This window comes from Streptosporangium sp. NPDC002607, from assembly GCF_053592655.1.
The window spans coordinates 1-16,330 of the sequence record NZ_JBSFWD010000011.1; the positions used below are offsets into that span (position 1 = coordinate 1).

General features: G+C 69.2%; 14 protein-coding genes. 11 read left to right on the top strand and 3 right to left on the bottom strand.

What is annotated here, in order from left to right; genetic code table 11:
* The 6 genes from ACWD3H_RS15125 to ACWD3H_RS15150 form a co-directional block, all read left to right on the top strand.
* On the top strand, positions 1 to 294 hold a 294-nt coding region (locus ACWD3H_RS15125; RefSeq protein ID WP_451955389.1), incomplete at its 5' end, for a GntR family transcriptional regulator.
* A 786-nt stretch (positions 295 to 1,080) separates the two neighbouring features.
* Positions 1,081 to 1,692 carry a hypothetical protein gene (locus tag ACWD3H_RS15130; protein WP_451955390.1) on the top strand — a complete coding sequence of 204 codons (612 nt, stop codon included), beginning with the start codon at positions 1,081 to 1,083 and terminating at the stop codon, positions 1,690 to 1,692.
* A gap of 192 nt (positions 1,693 to 1,884) precedes the next feature.
* Positions 1,885 to 2,109, top strand: coding sequence for a hypothetical protein (locus ACWD3H_RS15135; protein WP_451955391.1), 225 nt, complete (start codon positions 1,885 to 1,887; stop codon positions 2,107 to 2,109).
* Positions 2,110 to 2,132: 23 nt separating this feature from the next.
* Positions 2,133 to 3,206 carry a protein kinase domain-containing protein gene (locus ACWD3H_RS15140; protein WP_451955392.1) on the top strand — a complete coding sequence of 358 codons (1,074 nt, stop codon included), beginning with the start codon at positions 2,133 to 2,135 and terminating at the stop codon, positions 3,204 to 3,206.
* Positions 3,207 to 3,315: 109 nt separating this feature from the next.
* The gene (locus ACWD3H_RS15145) at positions 3,316 to 3,972 is read left to right on the top strand and encodes an HNH endonuclease family protein (protein ID WP_451955393.1); all 657 of its coding nucleotides are present in this window, start codon (positions 3,316 to 3,318) and stop codon (positions 3,970 to 3,972) included.
* A gap of 149 nt (positions 3,973 to 4,121) precedes the next feature.
* Complete coding sequence (locus ACWD3H_RS15150; RefSeq protein WP_451955394.1) at positions 4,122 to 4,451, top strand: hypothetical protein; 330 nt, start codon at positions 4,122 to 4,124, stop codon at positions 4,449 to 4,451.
* A gap of 164 nt (positions 4,452 to 4,615) precedes the next feature.
* On the opposite strand, the gene ACWD3H_RS15155 is transcribed toward ACWD3H_RS15150, so the two are convergent.
* On the bottom strand, positions 4,616 to 4,960 hold the full coding sequence (locus ACWD3H_RS15155) for a hypothetical protein (RefSeq protein ID WP_350920676.1): 345 nt from the start codon (positions 4,958 to 4,960) through the stop codon (positions 4,616 to 4,618).
* A 199-nt stretch (positions 4,961 to 5,159) separates the two neighbouring features.
* Between ACWD3H_RS15155 and ACWD3H_RS15160 the strand changes: the two genes are divergently transcribed.
* Entirely contained in the window at positions 5,160 to 5,945 is a 786-nt protein-coding gene (locus ACWD3H_RS15160) for a hypothetical protein (RefSeq protein ID WP_451955395.1), read from the top strand.
* A gap of 160 nt (positions 5,946 to 6,105) precedes the next feature.
* Here ACWD3H_RS15160 and ACWD3H_RS15165 read toward each other — a convergent pair whose 3' ends face one another.
* Positions 6,106 to 9,525 carry a galactose-binding domain-containing protein gene (locus ACWD3H_RS15165; RefSeq protein WP_451955396.1) on the bottom strand — a complete coding sequence of 1,140 codons (3,420 nt, stop codon included), beginning with the start codon at positions 9,523 to 9,525 and terminating at the stop codon, positions 6,106 to 6,108.
* Between the two features lie 333 nt (positions 9,526 to 9,858).
* Between ACWD3H_RS15165 and ACWD3H_RS15170 the strand changes: the two genes are divergently transcribed.
* From ACWD3H_RS15170 to ACWD3H_RS15185, 4 genes are all read left to right on the top strand, one after another.
* Entirely contained in the window at positions 9,859 to 11,211 is a 1,353-nt protein-coding gene (locus ACWD3H_RS15170) for a DUF1996 domain-containing protein (protein WP_451955397.1), read from the top strand.
* A gap of 68 nt (positions 11,212 to 11,279) precedes the next feature.
* Positions 11,280 to 11,873: a DUF305 domain-containing protein gene (locus ACWD3H_RS15175; RefSeq protein WP_451955398.1), complete on the top strand. Its 594-nt coding sequence runs from the start codon at positions 11,280 to 11,282 to the stop codon at positions 11,871 to 11,873.
* Positions 11,874 to 12,002: 129 nt separating this feature from the next.
* Positions 12,003 to 14,483, top strand: coding sequence for a glycoside hydrolase family 3 C-terminal domain-containing protein (locus tag ACWD3H_RS15180; RefSeq protein WP_451955399.1), 2,481 nt, complete (start codon positions 12,003 to 12,005; stop codon positions 14,481 to 14,483).
* A 60-nt stretch (positions 14,484 to 14,543) separates the two neighbouring features.
* On the top strand, positions 14,544 to 15,593 hold the full coding sequence (locus ACWD3H_RS15185) for a LacI family DNA-binding transcriptional regulator (protein WP_350951655.1): 1,050 nt from the start codon (positions 14,544 to 14,546) through the stop codon (positions 15,591 to 15,593).
* Positions 15,594 to 15,660: 67 nt separating this feature from the next.
* Here ACWD3H_RS15185 and ACWD3H_RS15190 read toward each other — a convergent pair whose 3' ends face one another.
* Positions 15,661 to 16,056 (bottom strand): STAS domain-containing protein, encoded by a 396-nt coding sequence (locus ACWD3H_RS15190; protein ID WP_451955400.1) that lies wholly within the window; start codon positions 16,054 to 16,056, stop codon positions 15,661 to 15,663.
* Positions 16,057 to 16,330: the final 274 nt, after the last annotated feature.

Below are 16,330 nucleotides of genomic sequence, written 5' to 3' on the forward strand. Positions count from 1 at the left end.
TCCTCTACGGGCTTCTACCGTGTGCTCATGACCGAGTTGCGCGATGATCTGCCCAGGTGGCGACAGGTACGAGACATCATCGTCAAGCGCATCGAAGCCGGCCAGTACAAGCCAGGCCAACGCATCCCCTCGGTCGTCGACCTCACCCAAGAATTCGGCATCGCCACTCAGACCGCACAAAAGGTCATGAACGCCCTACGCAAGGATCGATGGATCCGCACCGAACGCGGCATGGGCAGCTTCGTCACCACCACCGAGGAACGCACCGTAGAGCCCGACGAGGCACCCGAGTAGCTGTTACAGCCTCAAGATCACCGGAGCCCGATCCCTTGCGCGTCCTCAAACGACACCTGTCAGACGTGGTCTATCGCGTCATGATCGCCGACATTGAAGCCCGGGACATCGCTCCGACACAAGCCCATCAAGCAGTCGCTTGACATAGGAGCGTCAGAAGGTTGGGGTTTCGAGTCCTCTCGGCCGCGCCACAGTGAGAGGGCCCGCGAACAGGCGAAACGCCAGCACGGGCCTTTCTGCTTTCCAGAGTCACGCCGTGCCTTCCACTCCTGTGGGAGCCACCCGCGTGGATCTCCTCAGGAAGGCCTCGGAGATCGAGCCGGTGGACGAGGTCGCGTTCGCGGCGCTTGGTGGGGATGTGGGATTGGTAATGGTCGGATTCGGGGTCGTGGTAGCGAGCGTTGGGGGCGGACAGCAGGTGCCTGATGATCACGGGGATGGGGGTGCCGACGGCGACGATAGCGCGTTGGCGCGTTTTCGTCCGTGATGTTTTGCTGCTCGTCGGTAACGCTCGACCAGGAATGTGCTGGAGTGGGAGGCGGCCGCGGCGATCTCGCCGAGTCGGCGGTTGCCCTTGCCGGCGGATCCGCCTGACCTCGAACGACACCGGCTGAACCATCTGAAGGAAACATACGTTTGTGGGGCATGAGATTACGAATGACCCTGTTCGTGGCGTTGTTGTCCCTGACTGCGGCCTGCGGAGGTGCGGAATCGGATATGTCGGCGACCCCGGCTGACGATGGGCCGGCGAAGCCGGTTGCATTGTGGGGTGCCGAAGGCGGGTTCGTGACCGCGACCATGAACGTGCTGCGTCCGCCGAGGGTGGTGCTGTACAGCGACGGCCTGGTGATCGTTGACGCGAGCAAGCAGCTGAAGCTCGCCGATGCCGAGACGGGCGAGACGGTCGCGTCGATGGAGACGTACCTGACCGGGCAACCGCCGACCGCGGAGCCCAAGCCGGGCGCGCCGATGGTGACGGACGTGCCGACCACCGTCCTCGGGGTACGGGGGAAGGACGGAAAGATGCTGGAGGTCCGGGCCCCGGCTCTGGACCAGGTCGCGGACTTCTACCCGAAGGAGCTCTCGGAGGCGAAGAAGCTGATGGACGGCTTGGCGACCCGGGCCGCCGCCGCGGGCACCGACTACGTCGCCACCCGCGTCCGCATGGTCGCCGAAGGGGCCGCCTCGGCGGAGGGCAAGCCGGCGCCGTGGCCCGCAGGGGTCCCGGAGCCTTCGGGCATGGTGGACCCGATTTGGCAGAAGGACATCGAGGGGGCGGCGGTGAGTGCGATCATCAAGGCGGTGCCTGCTGGGCAGGAGCACGGCCGGTCGCTCTTCAAGACCAGTTCGGGGGCACTCTTCGTGCTCTCCTGGCGGTATCTGTTGCCTGACGAATAGCAAGGGCTGATGACGGGAGCTCACGGCTACTCCATCAAGTCGTCGTCCGCCAGACGCACAAACCATGATGATCAGCAGACCGAAATGGCCGACATGAAGCCTGGCCGTGCCACCGGTGGGTGCTGAAGGCGGGCGGCGGCGGATCCGACCATCTCGCTGCTAACACATCTGAGGCGGTGGAGGCGGCGGCGGGTGGCGCCGTTCTGCACGGCCCGGGTGCTGGACGTCGGGGTCGCCGACGGCCGACCGTACATCGTGAGCGAGTTCATCACCGGGCCCTCGCTGGACCGGCTGGTGAGAGGCGAGGGGGTGCGGTTCGGCAGCGGGCTGGAACGGCTGGCGGTGACCACCTTGACCGCGCTGGCCGCCATCCACCGGGCCGGGATCGTGCACCGGGACTCAAGCCGAGCAATGTGATCATGGGGGCCGAGGGGCCGGTCGTGATTGACTTCGGGCTCGCCAGGCCCCTGGATCAGGCCGCCACCAGCAGTGTGATGGGGACGCCCGCGTTCATGGCGCCCGAGCAGTTCGCGGGCGGGGCGGTCGGGCCGGCGGCGGACCTGTTCAGCTGGGCCAGCACGATGGTGTTCGCGGCTACCGGGCAGCAGGCGTTCAAGGGGGACACGATGCCCGCCATGATGCACGCCATCCTGACCACCGAGCCGGATCTGTCCGAGGTGCCGGAGGGGTTGCGGCCACTGCTCGCGCGCTGCCCGGCCAAGGACCCGGAGGCACGGCCCGGCACCGAGGAACTGCTGGGCTTGCTGACAGGGCAGGAGCCGGGGGCTGCGGCCGGATCGCGGACCGTGCCCGTGCCGGACCGCCCGGCGCCCCCGCCGTCCGGCACTTTGCTGCTGCCCGACCCGGGATCGCAGGTGCCGGGGAGCCGGGCTCACACCCATGCCCCGCGGTTGATCGCCTCCGTGGTGGCGCTGGTCTTGATGGTCCTGCTCGCGCTGACCCTGTTCGCCCAGGGTCTGGATTTTTTCGCGAGGTTGGCCTTCGAGCGCCACACGTACCTCCTGAGCCTGCCCGTCTGGATCATGATCAGCATGGGCTGCCTGATCCCGGTGGTTCCCGCCTTCTGCGTGGCGGTGTGGCGCCATAATGTGGCCTCGGCGATCAGCATGGCGCTCGTGATCCCACTGGCCCTGGTCTTCCTGTTCTGGGGGCTTGTCCTGGGCAGCGAGGACGATCTGCCCGAGGTGCTGCTCGCGATCGTCCCCGCCGTCCTGCTGGGCGTGGTGATCGCGGCGGCCGCACTCCTGCTGTGGCGGCTGAACGCCTTCATCGCGGTGCTCGGCGGGATCGGCGGCCTGCTGATGTCGGTGGAGACCGTCGGTCATTTCGTGGACCTGATGCCGGGGTCGCCGGGGCGTACCTTCGAGGCCCTGATGATCGTGGTCCTCCTGCTCACCAGGTTCACGCTCGGTGCCTGGCTCGTGCTGCTGGGCGGCATGCTCACGCTGCGGGCCGTACAGAGCAGAGGAACATCAGGCCGCGAGCGCGGCTGAAGACCGCTTTCTGGCCTGTACGGCTTGTACGGGTAGTGGCGCGATCACCGGCTCCGGCCGTTCCTGCCGGCTGCCGGGGTCGGGGCTGTCGTTGGGTATAGGTAAAGTCATGATCTTCCTGAGGCGGGCAACCCACGTCGCCGTACTCACCCTCGTGCTCATCCCGATCACCTCCGCCCTCACCACCCCGGAGGCGGCGGCCGACCCGCGCAAGCGATCACAGGCAGAGGCCGCGACCCTCGCCCGGCGCATGCTGGCTCAGCTCAAGGTCGCCAGGCCCCTGTCCATCCGGGGCTACAGCCGCGAGCGGTTCCAGCCCCGATCGGCGCACCGCAAGGGCAGGTGCAGCACGCGGGAGATGGTCCTGGCCCGCGACGGGCGGAGCGTACGCCGCAACGCGGCCTGCCACCCGGTCAAGGGACTCTGGTACAGCCCGTACGACGGCAAGTGGCTGAAGAACGAGAAGTACGTGGACGTCGACCACGTGGTGCCGCTCGCCTACGCCTGGCGCTCGGGCGCCAAACGATGGAGCCAGGCCAAGCGGCGCGCCTTCGCCAACGACCTGACCCGCCCCGAACTGCTCACCGTCAGCCACTCCGCCAACATCGCCAAAGGCGGCAGAGGCCCGCAGGGCTGGCGCCCGCAGCGCCGCGCCCACTGGTGCCGGTACGCGACCTCATGGATCACCGTGAAGCACCACTACCGGCTCTTCGTGACCCGCAAGGAGAAGGTGGCCTTGCTCAACATGCTCCGCACCTGCCGGTGATCCTCCATGGAGCGTACGAATCGCCCCCGGCAGCAGGGCGAGTGTCGTCTGGTTTCCGTGGCGGTGTGTGAAAGTGGCGGTGTGTGAAAGACGGTGGCCACGAACACCTCGGTAGTGCTCCGATCACTGCCAACCGGCATCATTACGGTGTGATCGAGACGCCTGACACCGGTTGGTACACGGTTCGATGTGTTTTCCGCTGGGGGGCGCCACACGACACCTACGAGGAACGGGTCACCCTGTGGCGCGCCGGTTCGTTTGACGAGGCCATTGTCATGGCGGAACGCGAGGCCGCGAAATACGCCACCGGTACCGCGTTCGAGTATCTGGGGCTGGCGCAGGCGTACTGGCTGTCAGACGACGTGATCGAGCCGGGCACGGAGGTCTTCTCCCTCCTCCGGGACAGCGATCTCGAACCTGAGGAGTATCTCAGCACCTTCTTCGACACGGGTGACGAGCGGCAGGAACAGGCCTCGTAGGGCCGCGCTTGAACGCCGGTACTCCGCACGGATGTCCTTACTCGCCGAGAGCGGCGGGGGCCGCCCCCTGAGCGGGTCCTGAGCGGGCGAGCGTGCCTGTCACGACTGGTCGACGAGCCCGGGCCGGGAAAGGAATCCCGTCCGAGGGAGTCACGGCTCCCGGGTCAGCCCGGAGAGGAACTCGCCTTGGGGGACGGAGGGGTTTTCGAGTGCTCGGCGCACTTGGCGTCCCACTCGGGTATGCGGAGCAGCGCGGGGTTGGCGACGCCGCTCTCGCCGCGTGTCCCGCTCGACGTGGCGGCGAAGGCCAGGCCCTCGACACAGATCCGGGCGACGTTGGGGAAATTGTCGGCGTTGCGGAAGACCTCGATGTAATCGACATCGCCGACCCTGTCAGGCGCCGCGTTTTCCTTCCCGCCGCGATCGCCCAACTGGTCCGAGGAGCAACCGGTCAGCAGGAGGGCGGCGAGAACTGCTCCGGTCCAGCCGGTGGCCACCAAGCGTGCCATTCGTTACTCCCTGTAAACGGCAAGGGCTTGTCGGATATCGGGCGCCGATCTTCCCGACATGGCCAGCATATCCACAGCCGATCGGCAGTGATCGATCGACGAATCTCCCATCGAGCCGGCCTGGAGAGCGGTGCCGACCCCGCCGTATCGACGCCGTGCCGATCCTTGTTGCCGGTTTTCTGCTCTAACCTGCTTTCTCATGTTCAGACCCCCCGCGCTGCTGGCCTCGGCCCTCCTCGGCGTTCTCCTCATCTCCGGCAGTGCCGAGGCTCTCGCCTCTCCTGTCAGGGACGTGCCCGTGCTGACCGACAACAGCCTCTACCGCAGCGGCAGGATCAAATCATCGGAATGTCCTGACGGCGCGCTCAGCACCCAGAGCGTCGCGGACGCCAAGCGCACCCTCGTCGGGTTGTGGAGCTGCCTGAACGCTTCGTGGTCGGCCCATTTCAAGCGCGCCAAGCTACCCTTCGCGCCCGCCAAGCTCGTCGTCCTCACCAAGCAGACGCAGTTCTGCGGGAAAAAGTGGCACAAGGACATCAACTCCCGTTACTGCTCCGCGACGAAGACGATGGCGATACTGGTGGACGAGGATTACTACCTGCCGACCCGCGAGATCTACCACTTCCACTACGTCGCCAGGCTCTACGGCAACCATCTGCAGTTCCTCACCGGCATCACCGATGCTTACGGCGCGTTGCCGTCCAAAAACCAGGCCGAGCGTTTCGAGCGGGTCCGGCGCTGGGCCCTGCAGGCGGACTGCCTGGGTGGAGTTTTCCTGGGAAGCGTCTGGAAGAGCGCGGGGCAGGACAGCGAGGGCTGGCCCGCGCTGCTGGAACTCGTGAAGGAGAACGGCGACTACAACTCCAAGAAAGACCGCTATTTCGCCAAGGGCAAGAACATCGTCTACTGGCTCGACCGCGGTTTCAGGAGCGGTGACCCGGGCTCCTGTAAAACCTGGGCGGTGCCCTCCTCACGCGTTGCCTGACGGTCAGGATTCGGCGCCGCAGAAGGGCTTCTGAAGGCCTTCCGCAGGGGTTCCGAGAGGAGGCGGTGACACACCGCCCAGAAAAGACATGGGCGGTGTGTCACTACTCGCACACGCGGCCCTGGCCAGGGCCGGACGCTGTGCGGGATCCAGCGAGGAACTAGCTGTAGACGCCGAACTCCCAGAGGGAGTAGCCGTACGCGGTGCCGCGCTGGGTGAGGTTCACCCGGACGTACCTGGCGGACGCGGTGAGGTCGATGGAGTCGAACCCACCGTCGCCGGTCGTGGTCGAGTAGGCGTTGCTCCAGGTCGAGCCGTTGGTCGAGGTCTGGATCTGGTACGCCTTGCCGTACGCGCCCTCCCAGCCGAGCTGGATGTGCTTGATGGCGGTGGTCGCGCCGAGGTCCACCTGGATCCACTGCGGGTCGGCCCACTCGCTGGCCCAGCGGGTCGAGAAGTTGCCGTCGGTCGCCCGGCCTGGGGTGAACGGGCCGCCGTCACCGGTCGCCTGGTAGGTGGAGGCGGTGGTCGGCTTGCCGAGCGCCACGTTGGTTCCGGCGACCGTGGGCGGGACCACGCGGAAGGAGCGCTGCTCGATGCCGGCGTTGCCGTGCCCGTCGAAGGCGTACACGTAAACCTTCCACACGCCCATCTGCTCCGGTGCGGTCACCGAGAACCTGCCGGGGCCGGTCTGGGTGAACCTGACGTTGTCGAAGCCACGGTTGCCGTTGATGTGCTTGTTGCTGAACATCAGGTTGTAGCGGATCAGGTCGTTGTTCGGGTCGGAGGCGGCGACCTCGACGGTGAAGGGCTTACCGGCCTGGACGGCGGTCTGCGAGCCGACGGTCATCGAGGTGATCTCCGGGGGCGTGTTCGCCGAGGGCTGCCCGGTGTAGGCCGCCTTGAGCGCGTGGTAGCCGTGCCGACGCCAGCCGCCGGTGGTGGTGTTGAGCCACACCCCGCCGAAGTCGTTCTCCAGGCCGTAGTGGAACTCGGTGGCACCGAGTGCGACGCCGGTGTGGCCCTTGATCGCGTTCCAGCTGGCGGTGTACTGGTCCCGCTTCTGCAGGTCGGTCGGCTCGTTGGGCACGCCGTTGACGTCGTTCGGGACCTCCCACTCGCCGTCCGGTCCCGCCTCGGTGACGATGTACGGCTTGGTGTACCCGCCGCTGATCCAGTCCTGCCTGACCGTGTGGATGGCGCCGTAGGAGTTGACCGCGAGCAGGTCCAGGGCGGGGGAGTGGGCCTTGTAGTAGGTCCAGGCGTGAGTGTAGGCGTCGGTGGAGGTGACCGGGTGGTTGGGGTCGGCGGCGTGGATCGCCTCCGCCACCTCGTTGACGAACTTCGCGTACGCCACCCGTCGCTGCTCGACCACGTCGGCCGGCAGGCCGTGGTCCTGCATGGTGAGGATGACCTCGTTGCCGACGTCCCACATGAGCACGCCCTGGCGGCCCTTGAGGGCGTTGACCCGGGCGACGATCTCGTTCTTCACGCTGGTCTTGTACGCGGTGTCGTTGACGTAGTCGGCGCCCTGGTTGAGCCAGTGCCCGACGATGACCTTGATGCCCTGCTGGGCGGCCCGATCCAGCAGTGCCGGGGTGTGGGTGTCGTCGACGCCCCAGGTACGGATCGTGTTGACGCCCATGGCCGCGAGGTCGCGCATGTAGCCGTCGGCCGCGGCCTGCGGCGGGCCGTAGGTCAGGCCCTTGATCACATACGGCGAACCGTTCACCTGGAGCTGCCAGTTGCCCTGGGAGCCGGTCACCCTGACCGTGCTCGGGCCGGCCGGGGTCGCCGGGTCGGTCATGGCGGCGGGAGTGGTGCCGGTCTGCCTGGAGACCGAGACCTTGTCCACGCTCAGCACGCCGCCCGAGGTGGTGACGGCGGTCGGTGTCGTGACGCCCGCGAGCGCGTTGGGCAGCGAGCCGCCGATGGCCAGGTCGAGGCGGAGGTAGAAGCCGTGGTGCAGGGCGGCCTTCCAGGCGGCGACGCCGACCTGGCTCTGGCGCACGATCCAGGTCTGCCTGCCGTCGAGATAGAAGCGGATCTCCTCGTCGGTCTTGGTGCGGTCGATGACCTGGGCGTACTCGTGGTAACCGCTCTGGCAGCCGTCGCAGGTGGCGAAACCGCTGGTGCGGCCGTTGTACTCGTTGCACACCCCGTCGGGGGCGGTGCCGCAGTGCAGGGTGTTGGCCAGCTGGTCGCGGCCGTTGACGCCGGTCATGATGTCGGTCTCGCCGACGGAGGGCCAGTTGTTGTAATTGCCGCGGTAGGCGGCGCCGGTCGCCCGGAAGCCCGGCCAGTAGCCGAGGGCGTTCGCGACGTCGGGCTGCTTCAGCCGGGCGCTGAACCTGAGCATCTCGCCGGGCTTGGGCTCGAAGTCGGTGCGCTGGGTCTCGATCCGGCCCGAGGTCCAGTTGCCCGCGCCGTCCTTGATCGCCTTGATGTTCAGGTTGCCGGTGCCGTCGAGGAAGACGTTGGCCGTCGAGGCGCTCATGGTCTCGACCTCGCCGGTGCCCCAGTTCGCGGCGCCGCCGGGGTAGGAGGTGCCGGTGCGCAGGATCCAGTCGGCGGCCGAGGGGGAGGTGCCGGCCGCCCCGTTGAAGTCGTCCTTCCACACCTCGGTCCAGGTGCCGGGCTCCTCAGGCTCCTGGGGGTTGCCGCCGGTGCCTGTGCGCACCTGCATCTCCCAGAGGGAGTAGCCGTAGCCGGTGCCCCGGGCGGTGCCGTACATCCGTACGTAGCGGCCGGTGCCGGTCACGTCGAGGGTCTGGGTGCCGCCGGTGCCGGTGGTGGTCGAGTAGACGTCCGTCCACGTCGTGCCGTTGTCGGAGATCTGGATCTTGAACGCCTTGCCGTAGGCGCTCTCCCAGGTCAGCACGGTCTGGCAGATCGGCTGGGAGGAGCCGAGGTCGACCTGGAGCCACTGCGGGTCACTGGCGGCGCTGGCCCACCGGGTGTCCGTCAGGTTGCCGTCGACCGCTGCCGCCGCGCCGTAGGCGGCGCCCTCGGACGACGAGGCCGAGGCGGGCCTGCCCTGGGCGGCGTTCGCGGTGGAGCAGTTCGGCCCCTGGGTGCCGCCCATGCTGCCGTAGACCTGGAACTCCCAGAGGGAGTAGCCGTAGCCGGTGCCCCGGGTGGTGCCGTACATCCGTACGTAGCGGCCGGTGCCGGTCACGTCGAGGGTCTGGGTGCCGCCGGTGCCGGTGGTGGTCGAGTAGACGTCCGTCCACGTCGTGCCGTTGTCGGAGATCTGGATCTTGAACGCCTTGCCGTAGGCGCCCTCCCAGGTCAGCACGGTACGGCTGATCGTCGCGGTGGCGCCGAGGTCCACCTGGAGCCACTGCGGATCGCTGAACGCGCTGGCCCACCGGGTGCCCGTCAGGTTGCCGTCGACCGCTGCCGCCGCGCCGTAGGCGGCGCCCTCGGACGACGAGGCGGTCGCCGTCCTGCCCTGTGACAGCAGGGTGTCGGCCGCCGCCGCGGGACTGACGAATGCCAGACCGGAGACGACCAGGGCCGCGAGGGCGGCGATGACCAGACCTAACCGGAATCGGCCCGAACCACGAGCTGGATGCACGATCTCTCCTCAAAAAGGGGATGCCTGCCATCAACGCGGCAGGGGGGGAGAGCGCTCTCCGTAACCGAGGGTGCTACCGGAGATCGAGCGGTGTCAAGGCCCTTCTTCGCGCGAGTCCGAAACGTGCTGCTCATGCTCTGGAAACCTGCCCCCGGCCGAGAGGCCCCCGCAGAAGCCGCTGGTGCCGCACTCCGTGTGTCACGAACATGAATGACGGGTTTCGGGTTGGGTGCGATCTCGTCTTGACAATTCATAACAAAATGGATCAACCTCATAGGAGAGCGCTCTCCGTGCCGCCGTTTTCGACGGCCACCCCCCACAGAAGGAGAGGCAATGCACCCATCCCGAAGCCCAGTCAGGCTCCGCCTGGGACTGGTCGTCGCCACGCTCACCGCGCTGGTCGCGGCCGGTCTGGCGATCATCACCCCGGCCACCGCGGCGGACGCCCTGCTCTCGCAGGGCCGGCCCGCGACCGCCTCCTCCACCGAGGGAGGCGGGTACGGTGCCGGGGCCGCCTTCGACGGCAACAACGGGACCCGGTGGTCCAGCGCCGCCGCCGACCCGCAGTGGCTCCAGGTGGACCTCGGTGCCACCGCGACCGTCTCCCAGGTGGTTCTCAACTGGGAGGGCGCCTACGGCAAGGCGTTCAAGATCCAGGTCTCCGGCAACGGCGCGGCGCCGTGGATCGACGTCTACTCCACCACCACCGGCACCGGCGGCACCCAGACCCTCGCTGTCTCCGGCTCCGGCCGCTACGTGCGGATGTACGGCACCGCCCGGGGCACCGGCTACGGCTACTCCCTCTGGGAGTTCAAGGTGTACGGCACCGGCGGCGCCGGGACCACCCCGAGGCCGAAGCCGACGTTCACCGACGAGGTGACCCACCACGAGTTCCAGGCCAACTGCTCCTGGACGGCGGACCGGCCGGACGACCCGATCGTCTACCCCGGCCTGCCCGGCGCCTCGCACATGCACACCTTCGTCGGCAACAACACGACCAACGCGAGCAGCACGACCTCCTCGCTCCTCGGCGGCGGCACCTCGTGCACCAACCCGCACGACAGGTCGGCCTACTGGTTCCCGAGCTTCTACAAGGGCGACCAGCTGATCCGGCCGACCGGCAACCAGGTCATCTACTACAAGTCCGGCATCCTTGACTACTGGCAGGTGCAGCCCTTCCCGCAGGGCCTGCGCTTCGTCGTCGGCAGCCCGACCGCGACGCTGGCGGAGTTCCGCGACTCTCCCGGCACCGTCGAGGGCTTCGAGTGCGGCGACATCTCCCACAGCTGGGACATCCCGACCTCCTGCGTGGCGGGCAGCCAGGTGAACGTCCGCTACCAGTCGCCGAGCTGCTGGGACGGCGTCAACCTCGACAGCCCCAACCACAAGAGCCACATGTCCTATCCCGTCGACGGTTACTGCCCGGCCAGCCACCCGGTGGCGGTGCCGATGCTGGAGTTCAAGATCGCCTTCCCCGCGAGCGGTGACCTGTCGCAGGCGCGGCTGGCCAGCGGCCGCGGTTACACCTGGCACTACGACTTCTTCAACGCCTGGGACAGCCCCGCCATCCTTGACGCCCTGGTGACCCACTGCATCAATGGTGGTCTCCAGTGCAACCCGCGTGGCTACGACCTGTACAAGCCGCACCGCGGCGCCGCCCTCACGGAGAACTTCGAGCTCCCCTGACCGCGGATGCCAGGTCCCGGCCCCGGCGGCCGGGGCCTGGCACCCGCCCCTGACACGAGAAGGTCCATATGAGACGTGCCGGCGCGATTCTCACCCTGTTCCTCGTGTCCGGCCCGATCGCCGGCTGCGGTGCCCACTCCCCGGCGGCCGCGCCGGGCCACCACCATGAATCCCCGGCACCGGTCGTCCCCACCGCCCCCGCCGCCACGCCGGCGGCCGGCTTCAACACCACGGACACCGCGTGGCTCCAGTTGATGATCCCGATGGACGAGCGGACGCTGCCCCTGCTCGACCTCGGCGCCGAACGCGGGCACGACCCGGCGGTACGGCGGCTGGCCGCCCGGATCAGGAAGGCCCATCTGGCCGAGCTCGAACGCCTCAGGGAGATGCTGGGCCGTACCGGCCTGCCCGCGACGAACGTGCACGAAGGGCATGACATGCCGGGTATGGTCACCGCCGCCGATCTGGCGGCGCTGAGGAAGGCCGCCGGTCCGGCCTTCGACCGGCTCTTCGCCGACCGCCTGCGCGAGCACCTCGACCAGTCGGCCGCGGTAGCCCGCTCCGAGCAGACCGCCGGTGCCGACGAGGGGACGAGGGCTCTGGCCGCAGCCGTCGAGCGGGCCCGCGCCACCCAGAGCGATCTGCTCGACGGCATCCGCTGACCGGATCCCCAGGGGCGCCGTCGCGCCGCCGTTTTTGGACATTGACAGCGCGCTGACGTCATGACGTACTGGAGAGCGCTCTCCAAGAGTGATCTACAACAGTGATCTCCAACGGTGAAGGGAAACCACGTGAGCATCGACGAGTTCGACCGGCTGGTGGAGAAGCTGGACCTGGAGCGTAAGGTGCGGCTGCTCACCGGGGCGACCGTGTGGTCCACCCACGCCGAGCCGGGCATCGGACTGCGGGCCATGGTCACCTCCGACGGCCCGGTCGGTGTGCGCGGGGAGGGCTGGGACGAGCGGAGCACCTCGCTGACCCTGCCGTCGGCCACCGCACTGGCCGCGACCTGGGACGAGGATCTGGTGGAGCTGCTGGGTGGGCTGCTCGCCGTCGAGGCGCGGCGCAAGGGCGTGGACGTCCTGCTCGCCCCGACGCTCAACCTGCACCGCTCGCCGCTCGGCGGGCGCCACTTCGAGTGCTACTCCGAGGACCCCCTGCTGACCGGCAGGATCGGCGCCGCCTGCGTCCGGGGAGTCCAGTCCGGCGGGGTGGCGGCCACCGCCAAGCACTACGTCGCCAACGACTCCGAGACCGAGCGGCTCACCCTCGACGCCCGCGTCGACGAGCAGGTCCTGCACGAGCTGTACCTGGCGCCGTTCGAAGCCGCGGTGCAGGCGGGCGTCTGGGCCGTCATGTCCGCCTACAACGGGGTGAACGGGACCACGATGTCGGAGAGCCCGCTGCTCACAGACCCGCTCAAGACGACGTGGGGGTTTGACGGGGTGGTCGTGTCGGACTGGGGAGGCGTCCGCTCCACCGCTCCCTCGGCCCGCGCCGCGCAGGACCTCGCGATGCCGGGGCCGCAGGGCCCCTGGGGAGAGGCACTGGTCGCCGCGGTGCGCGCGGGCGAGGTACCCGAGGCTGCGATCGACGACAAGGTACGGCGCCTGCTCAGGCTGGCCTCCCGGGTCGGCGCGCTGGACCTCGGCTCCGCCGTCCCGCCGGGGCCCGCGGAACGGGAAGACCACGGCCCCGCCCGCGCGCTGCTGCGCCGGGCCGTCGCCGCGAGCACGGTGCTGCTGCGCAACGAGGGGTCGCTGCTCCCGCTGGACCCCTCGCGGCTGCGCAGGGTCGCGGTGCTCGGGCCGAAGGCCGCCGTCGCCAGGATCCAGGGCGGCGGCAGCGCGGGCGTGTACCCGATGTCCGTCGTGTCGCCCCTCGACGGCATCCGCGAGGCGCTGTCCGGCACCGCGGAGGTGCTCCATTCGCCCGGCCCGCACCTCGACGACCGGCCCACCCCGCTGGGCACGGAGAACGCCCGCAACCCGCTGACCGGTGAACCCGGCGTCCTGGTCAGGCTGCTGGACGCCGGGGGCGCGGAGATCCACGCCGAGCACCGGCTGACCGGCCGCGTCCTGGAACCGGCGCGGATCGACGCCGCGGCCACCGTCGAGATCCGCGCGCTGCTGAGCCCGGAGACGGACGGCGCCTGGGAGCTGGCGGTGGCCGGATGGGGGCACGTGCTGCTGGAGGTGGACGGCCGCGTCCTGGTGGACGAGGAGGTGGAACGCGACACCGACGACCCCGCCACCGTGCACCTGTCCCCGCCGTACCGGCGGGTCAGGGTCCCGATGGCCGTGGGCAGGGCGGTGGAGCTCGTCTCCCGGCGGCGGCTCGACCCCGGCAGCGGGATCGCCTCGGTCCTGGCCGCCGACCCGCCCCGGCGAGCCGACGAGGTGGAGCTGGCGGCCGCGGTCGAGCTCGCCGGGACCTGCGACGCCGTCATCGTCGTGGTCGGCTCCACCGAGGAGATCGAGAACGAGGGCGTCGATCGTACCCACCTTGACCTGCCGGGACGCCAGGACGAGCTGGTCCGCGCGGTGGCCGCGGCCAACCCGGCCACCGTCGTGGTCGTCAACTCCGGCGGCCCCATGGTCCTGCCGTGGCGCGAGGAGGTGGCGGCGCTGCTGCTGAGCTGGTTCCCCGGCCAGGAGTACGGGCACGGCCTGGCCGACGTCCTGTTCGGCCGCGCCGAGCCCGGCGGCCGGCTGCCCACGACCTGGGCGGAGCGGGCACTCGTCTCCACGGCCCCCGACGGCGGGACGCTCGCCTACGCCGAGGGCCTGGACATCGGCTACCGCGGCTGGCTGCGGCAGCCCGAGCCGCCCGCGTACTGGTTCGGGCACGGGCTCGGCTACACGTCCTGGTCCTACGACAGCCTCACGCTGCCCTGGGAGGCCGCCCCCGACGGCTCGCTGCCGGTCCGGGTACGGCTGCGCAACACCGGCGAGCGCGCCGGGCGCGAGGTCGTCCAGGTCTACCTGTCCCGGCCGGAGACGGGCGTGGCCCGTCCCGTGCGCTGGCTGGCCGGCTACGCCCTGGCCGACGCGGGGCCCGGCGAGGTCGTCGACGTCACGGTGGACATCCCGGCGCGGGCCTTCCAGCACTGGTCGGCCGAGCACCACGCCTGGCGGGCCGAGGAGGGCGCCTTCACGGTGCTCGCCGGACGCTCGGCCGCCGACCTGCCGTTGAGCGTCGAGGTGCTCGCCGGTGAGCAGGCGCCGAGCCCGCGAAAGCCTTCGGGAGAGCGCTCTCTCGCTGTGCTATAAAAGCCTTCTGACGTACTCCCCACAGCTGAGGCCGGGGGTCTTCACGCTTAAGGAGAGGTTATGGGCGAAGGCCTGCCGCGGGTGTCGGCACCCCCCACCCTGGAGGATGTGGCACGGGCGGCGGGGGTCTCCCGGGCCACGGTCTCGCGCGTGATCAACGGAATTCGCAATGTCGATCTCGCGATCCAGGAGAAGGTCAGGCAGGCGATCGCCCTCACCGGCTACGTGCCCAACCAGGCGGCGCGCTCGCTGGTCACCCGGCGGACGGGGGCGATCGCCCTGATCGTCTCCGGGGCCGGCGGCGACGAGGAGAACCCGTTCCCCGGCCATGTCTTCGCCGACCCGTTCTTCGGCCGGGTGGCCGGGGGGGTCGTCGGTTTCCTGCGCCCGCTGGGCATCTACCCGATCCTGATGTTCGCCGACACCCCGGAGAGCCGCGACCAGGTCATCGCCTACCTGCGCCAGGGCAACGCCGACGGGGCCATCCTGGTCTCCATCAGCGCCGAGGACACGCTGCCCAGGCTGCTCGCCGAGGCCGCGCTGCCCACCGTGCTCTTCGCCAGACCGGCCAGGCCGATCCCGATCAGCTACGTCGACGTCGCGCACCGGGCCGGGGGCAAGCTGGCCGCCGACCATCTCGTCGCCCGGGGCTGCCGCCGGCTGGCGACCATCTCCGGCCCGCTCGACGTCCCGGCCAGCCAGGACCGCCTGGCGGGCTTCCAGGAGGCGATGGCCGTCCACGGCCACCCCTACATTCCCTGCGTGGAGGGCAACTTCACGCTTGCCAGCGGCGAGGCGGCGATGGAGCGGCTGCTCGCCGAGCACCCCGACATCGACGGAGTCTTCGCGGCCAACGACCTGATGGCCCAGGGCGCCCTGCTGGTGCTGCGCCACCACGGGCGCCGGGTGCCCGACGACGTGGCCATGGTGGGCTTCGACGACAGCAGCGCGGCACTGGTCTGCCGCCCGCCGCTCACCACGGTCCGCCATCCCGTCGAGGACATGGCCGCCGAGATGGGGCGGCTGCTGCTGGCCCACATCGAGCAGCCGGACCACCCGGTGACCTCACGGATCTTCGAACCGACCCTGGTGATCAGGGAGTCGGCCTGATCCTGGAGGCCGGTAGAGGGCGTGAGACGGCCGTGGTGGCCGCCTCCGCCGGTGTGGCGGGGCCTGCCTACCGGTCGGCGAGGGGGGTGCTCGCCTGGATGGACGGCGCGTGCTGGGGGCAGCCCGGCGGGGGGCCCATCGTCTCCGAGCGCGAGATCACCGTGAAGGAGGCCTCAAGGTGGGTGAGCTTCAGCAGTCTGAGGACCACGGGTGGCGCTCCGGCCAGGAGTAGCGGGGCGTCGTGCTCGCGCGCGTACCGCTTGATACCGATCAGCGAGCTCAGGCCGCAGGCGTCGATGAAGGTGACCCCGGAGAGGTCGATGATGACCGTGCCCTGGCAGGCGTCGATGGTTTCCTGCACGCAGTCGGACAGTTCCTGCCTGGTGGCCAGGTCGAGCTCGCCGGCCACCGTGATGACCACGAAGCCGCTCGCGTGTTCGCTCGTGAGTTGAAGTGCGTTCATCGCCCACTTCCCTGCAGGCTCACGTGAATGTACGTATCCGGCCGGGGAGTGTCACTCTGACGTCCGGCCTCAGCTCGTCCTCCCGATCGCGTCTTGCCCGGCGCGAAAAAGGATGGACGATCTGAAGCCACGATACTCCCTAACGGTGCGAACCATCGCTTTCCGTGATCGTGTAGCTTCGAAGCGAAGTGTAGATGCCTACCCGTATATGTGCCAGCTATTCGAGGAAACAGTTTGCCGGTGGCGCGCGCCGACCTTCGGCCGGAGGGCTCGA

Excerpts from the sequence above, each read along its gene's own strand:
- ACWD3H_RS15145 (WP_451955393.1), top strand. The coding sequence starts at position 3,316 with ATGATCTTCCTGAGGCGGGCAACCCACGTCGCCGTACTCACCCTCGTG.
- ACWD3H_RS15155 (WP_350920676.1), bottom strand. The coding sequence starts at position 4,960 with ATGGCACGCTTGGTGGCCACCGGCTGGACCGGAGCAGTTCTCGCCGCC.
- ACWD3H_RS15160 (WP_451955395.1), top strand. The coding sequence starts at position 5,160 with ATGTTCAGACCCCCCGCGCTGCTGGCCTCGGCCCTCCTCGGCGTTCTC.
- ACWD3H_RS15170 (WP_451955397.1), top strand. The coding sequence starts at position 9,859 with ATGCACCCATCCCGAAGCCCAGTCAGGCTCCGCCTGGGACTGGTCGTC.
- ACWD3H_RS15175 (WP_451955398.1), top strand. The coding sequence starts at position 11,280 with ATGAGACGTGCCGGCGCGATTCTCACCCTGTTCCTCGTGTCCGGCCCG.
- ACWD3H_RS15185 (WP_350951655.1), top strand. The coding sequence starts at position 14,544 with ATGGGCGAAGGCCTGCCGCGGGTGTCGGCACCCCCCACCCTGGAGGAT.
- ACWD3H_RS15190 (WP_451955400.1), bottom strand. The coding sequence starts at position 16,056 with ATGAACGCACTTCAACTCACGAGCGAACACGCGAGCGGCTTCGTGGTC.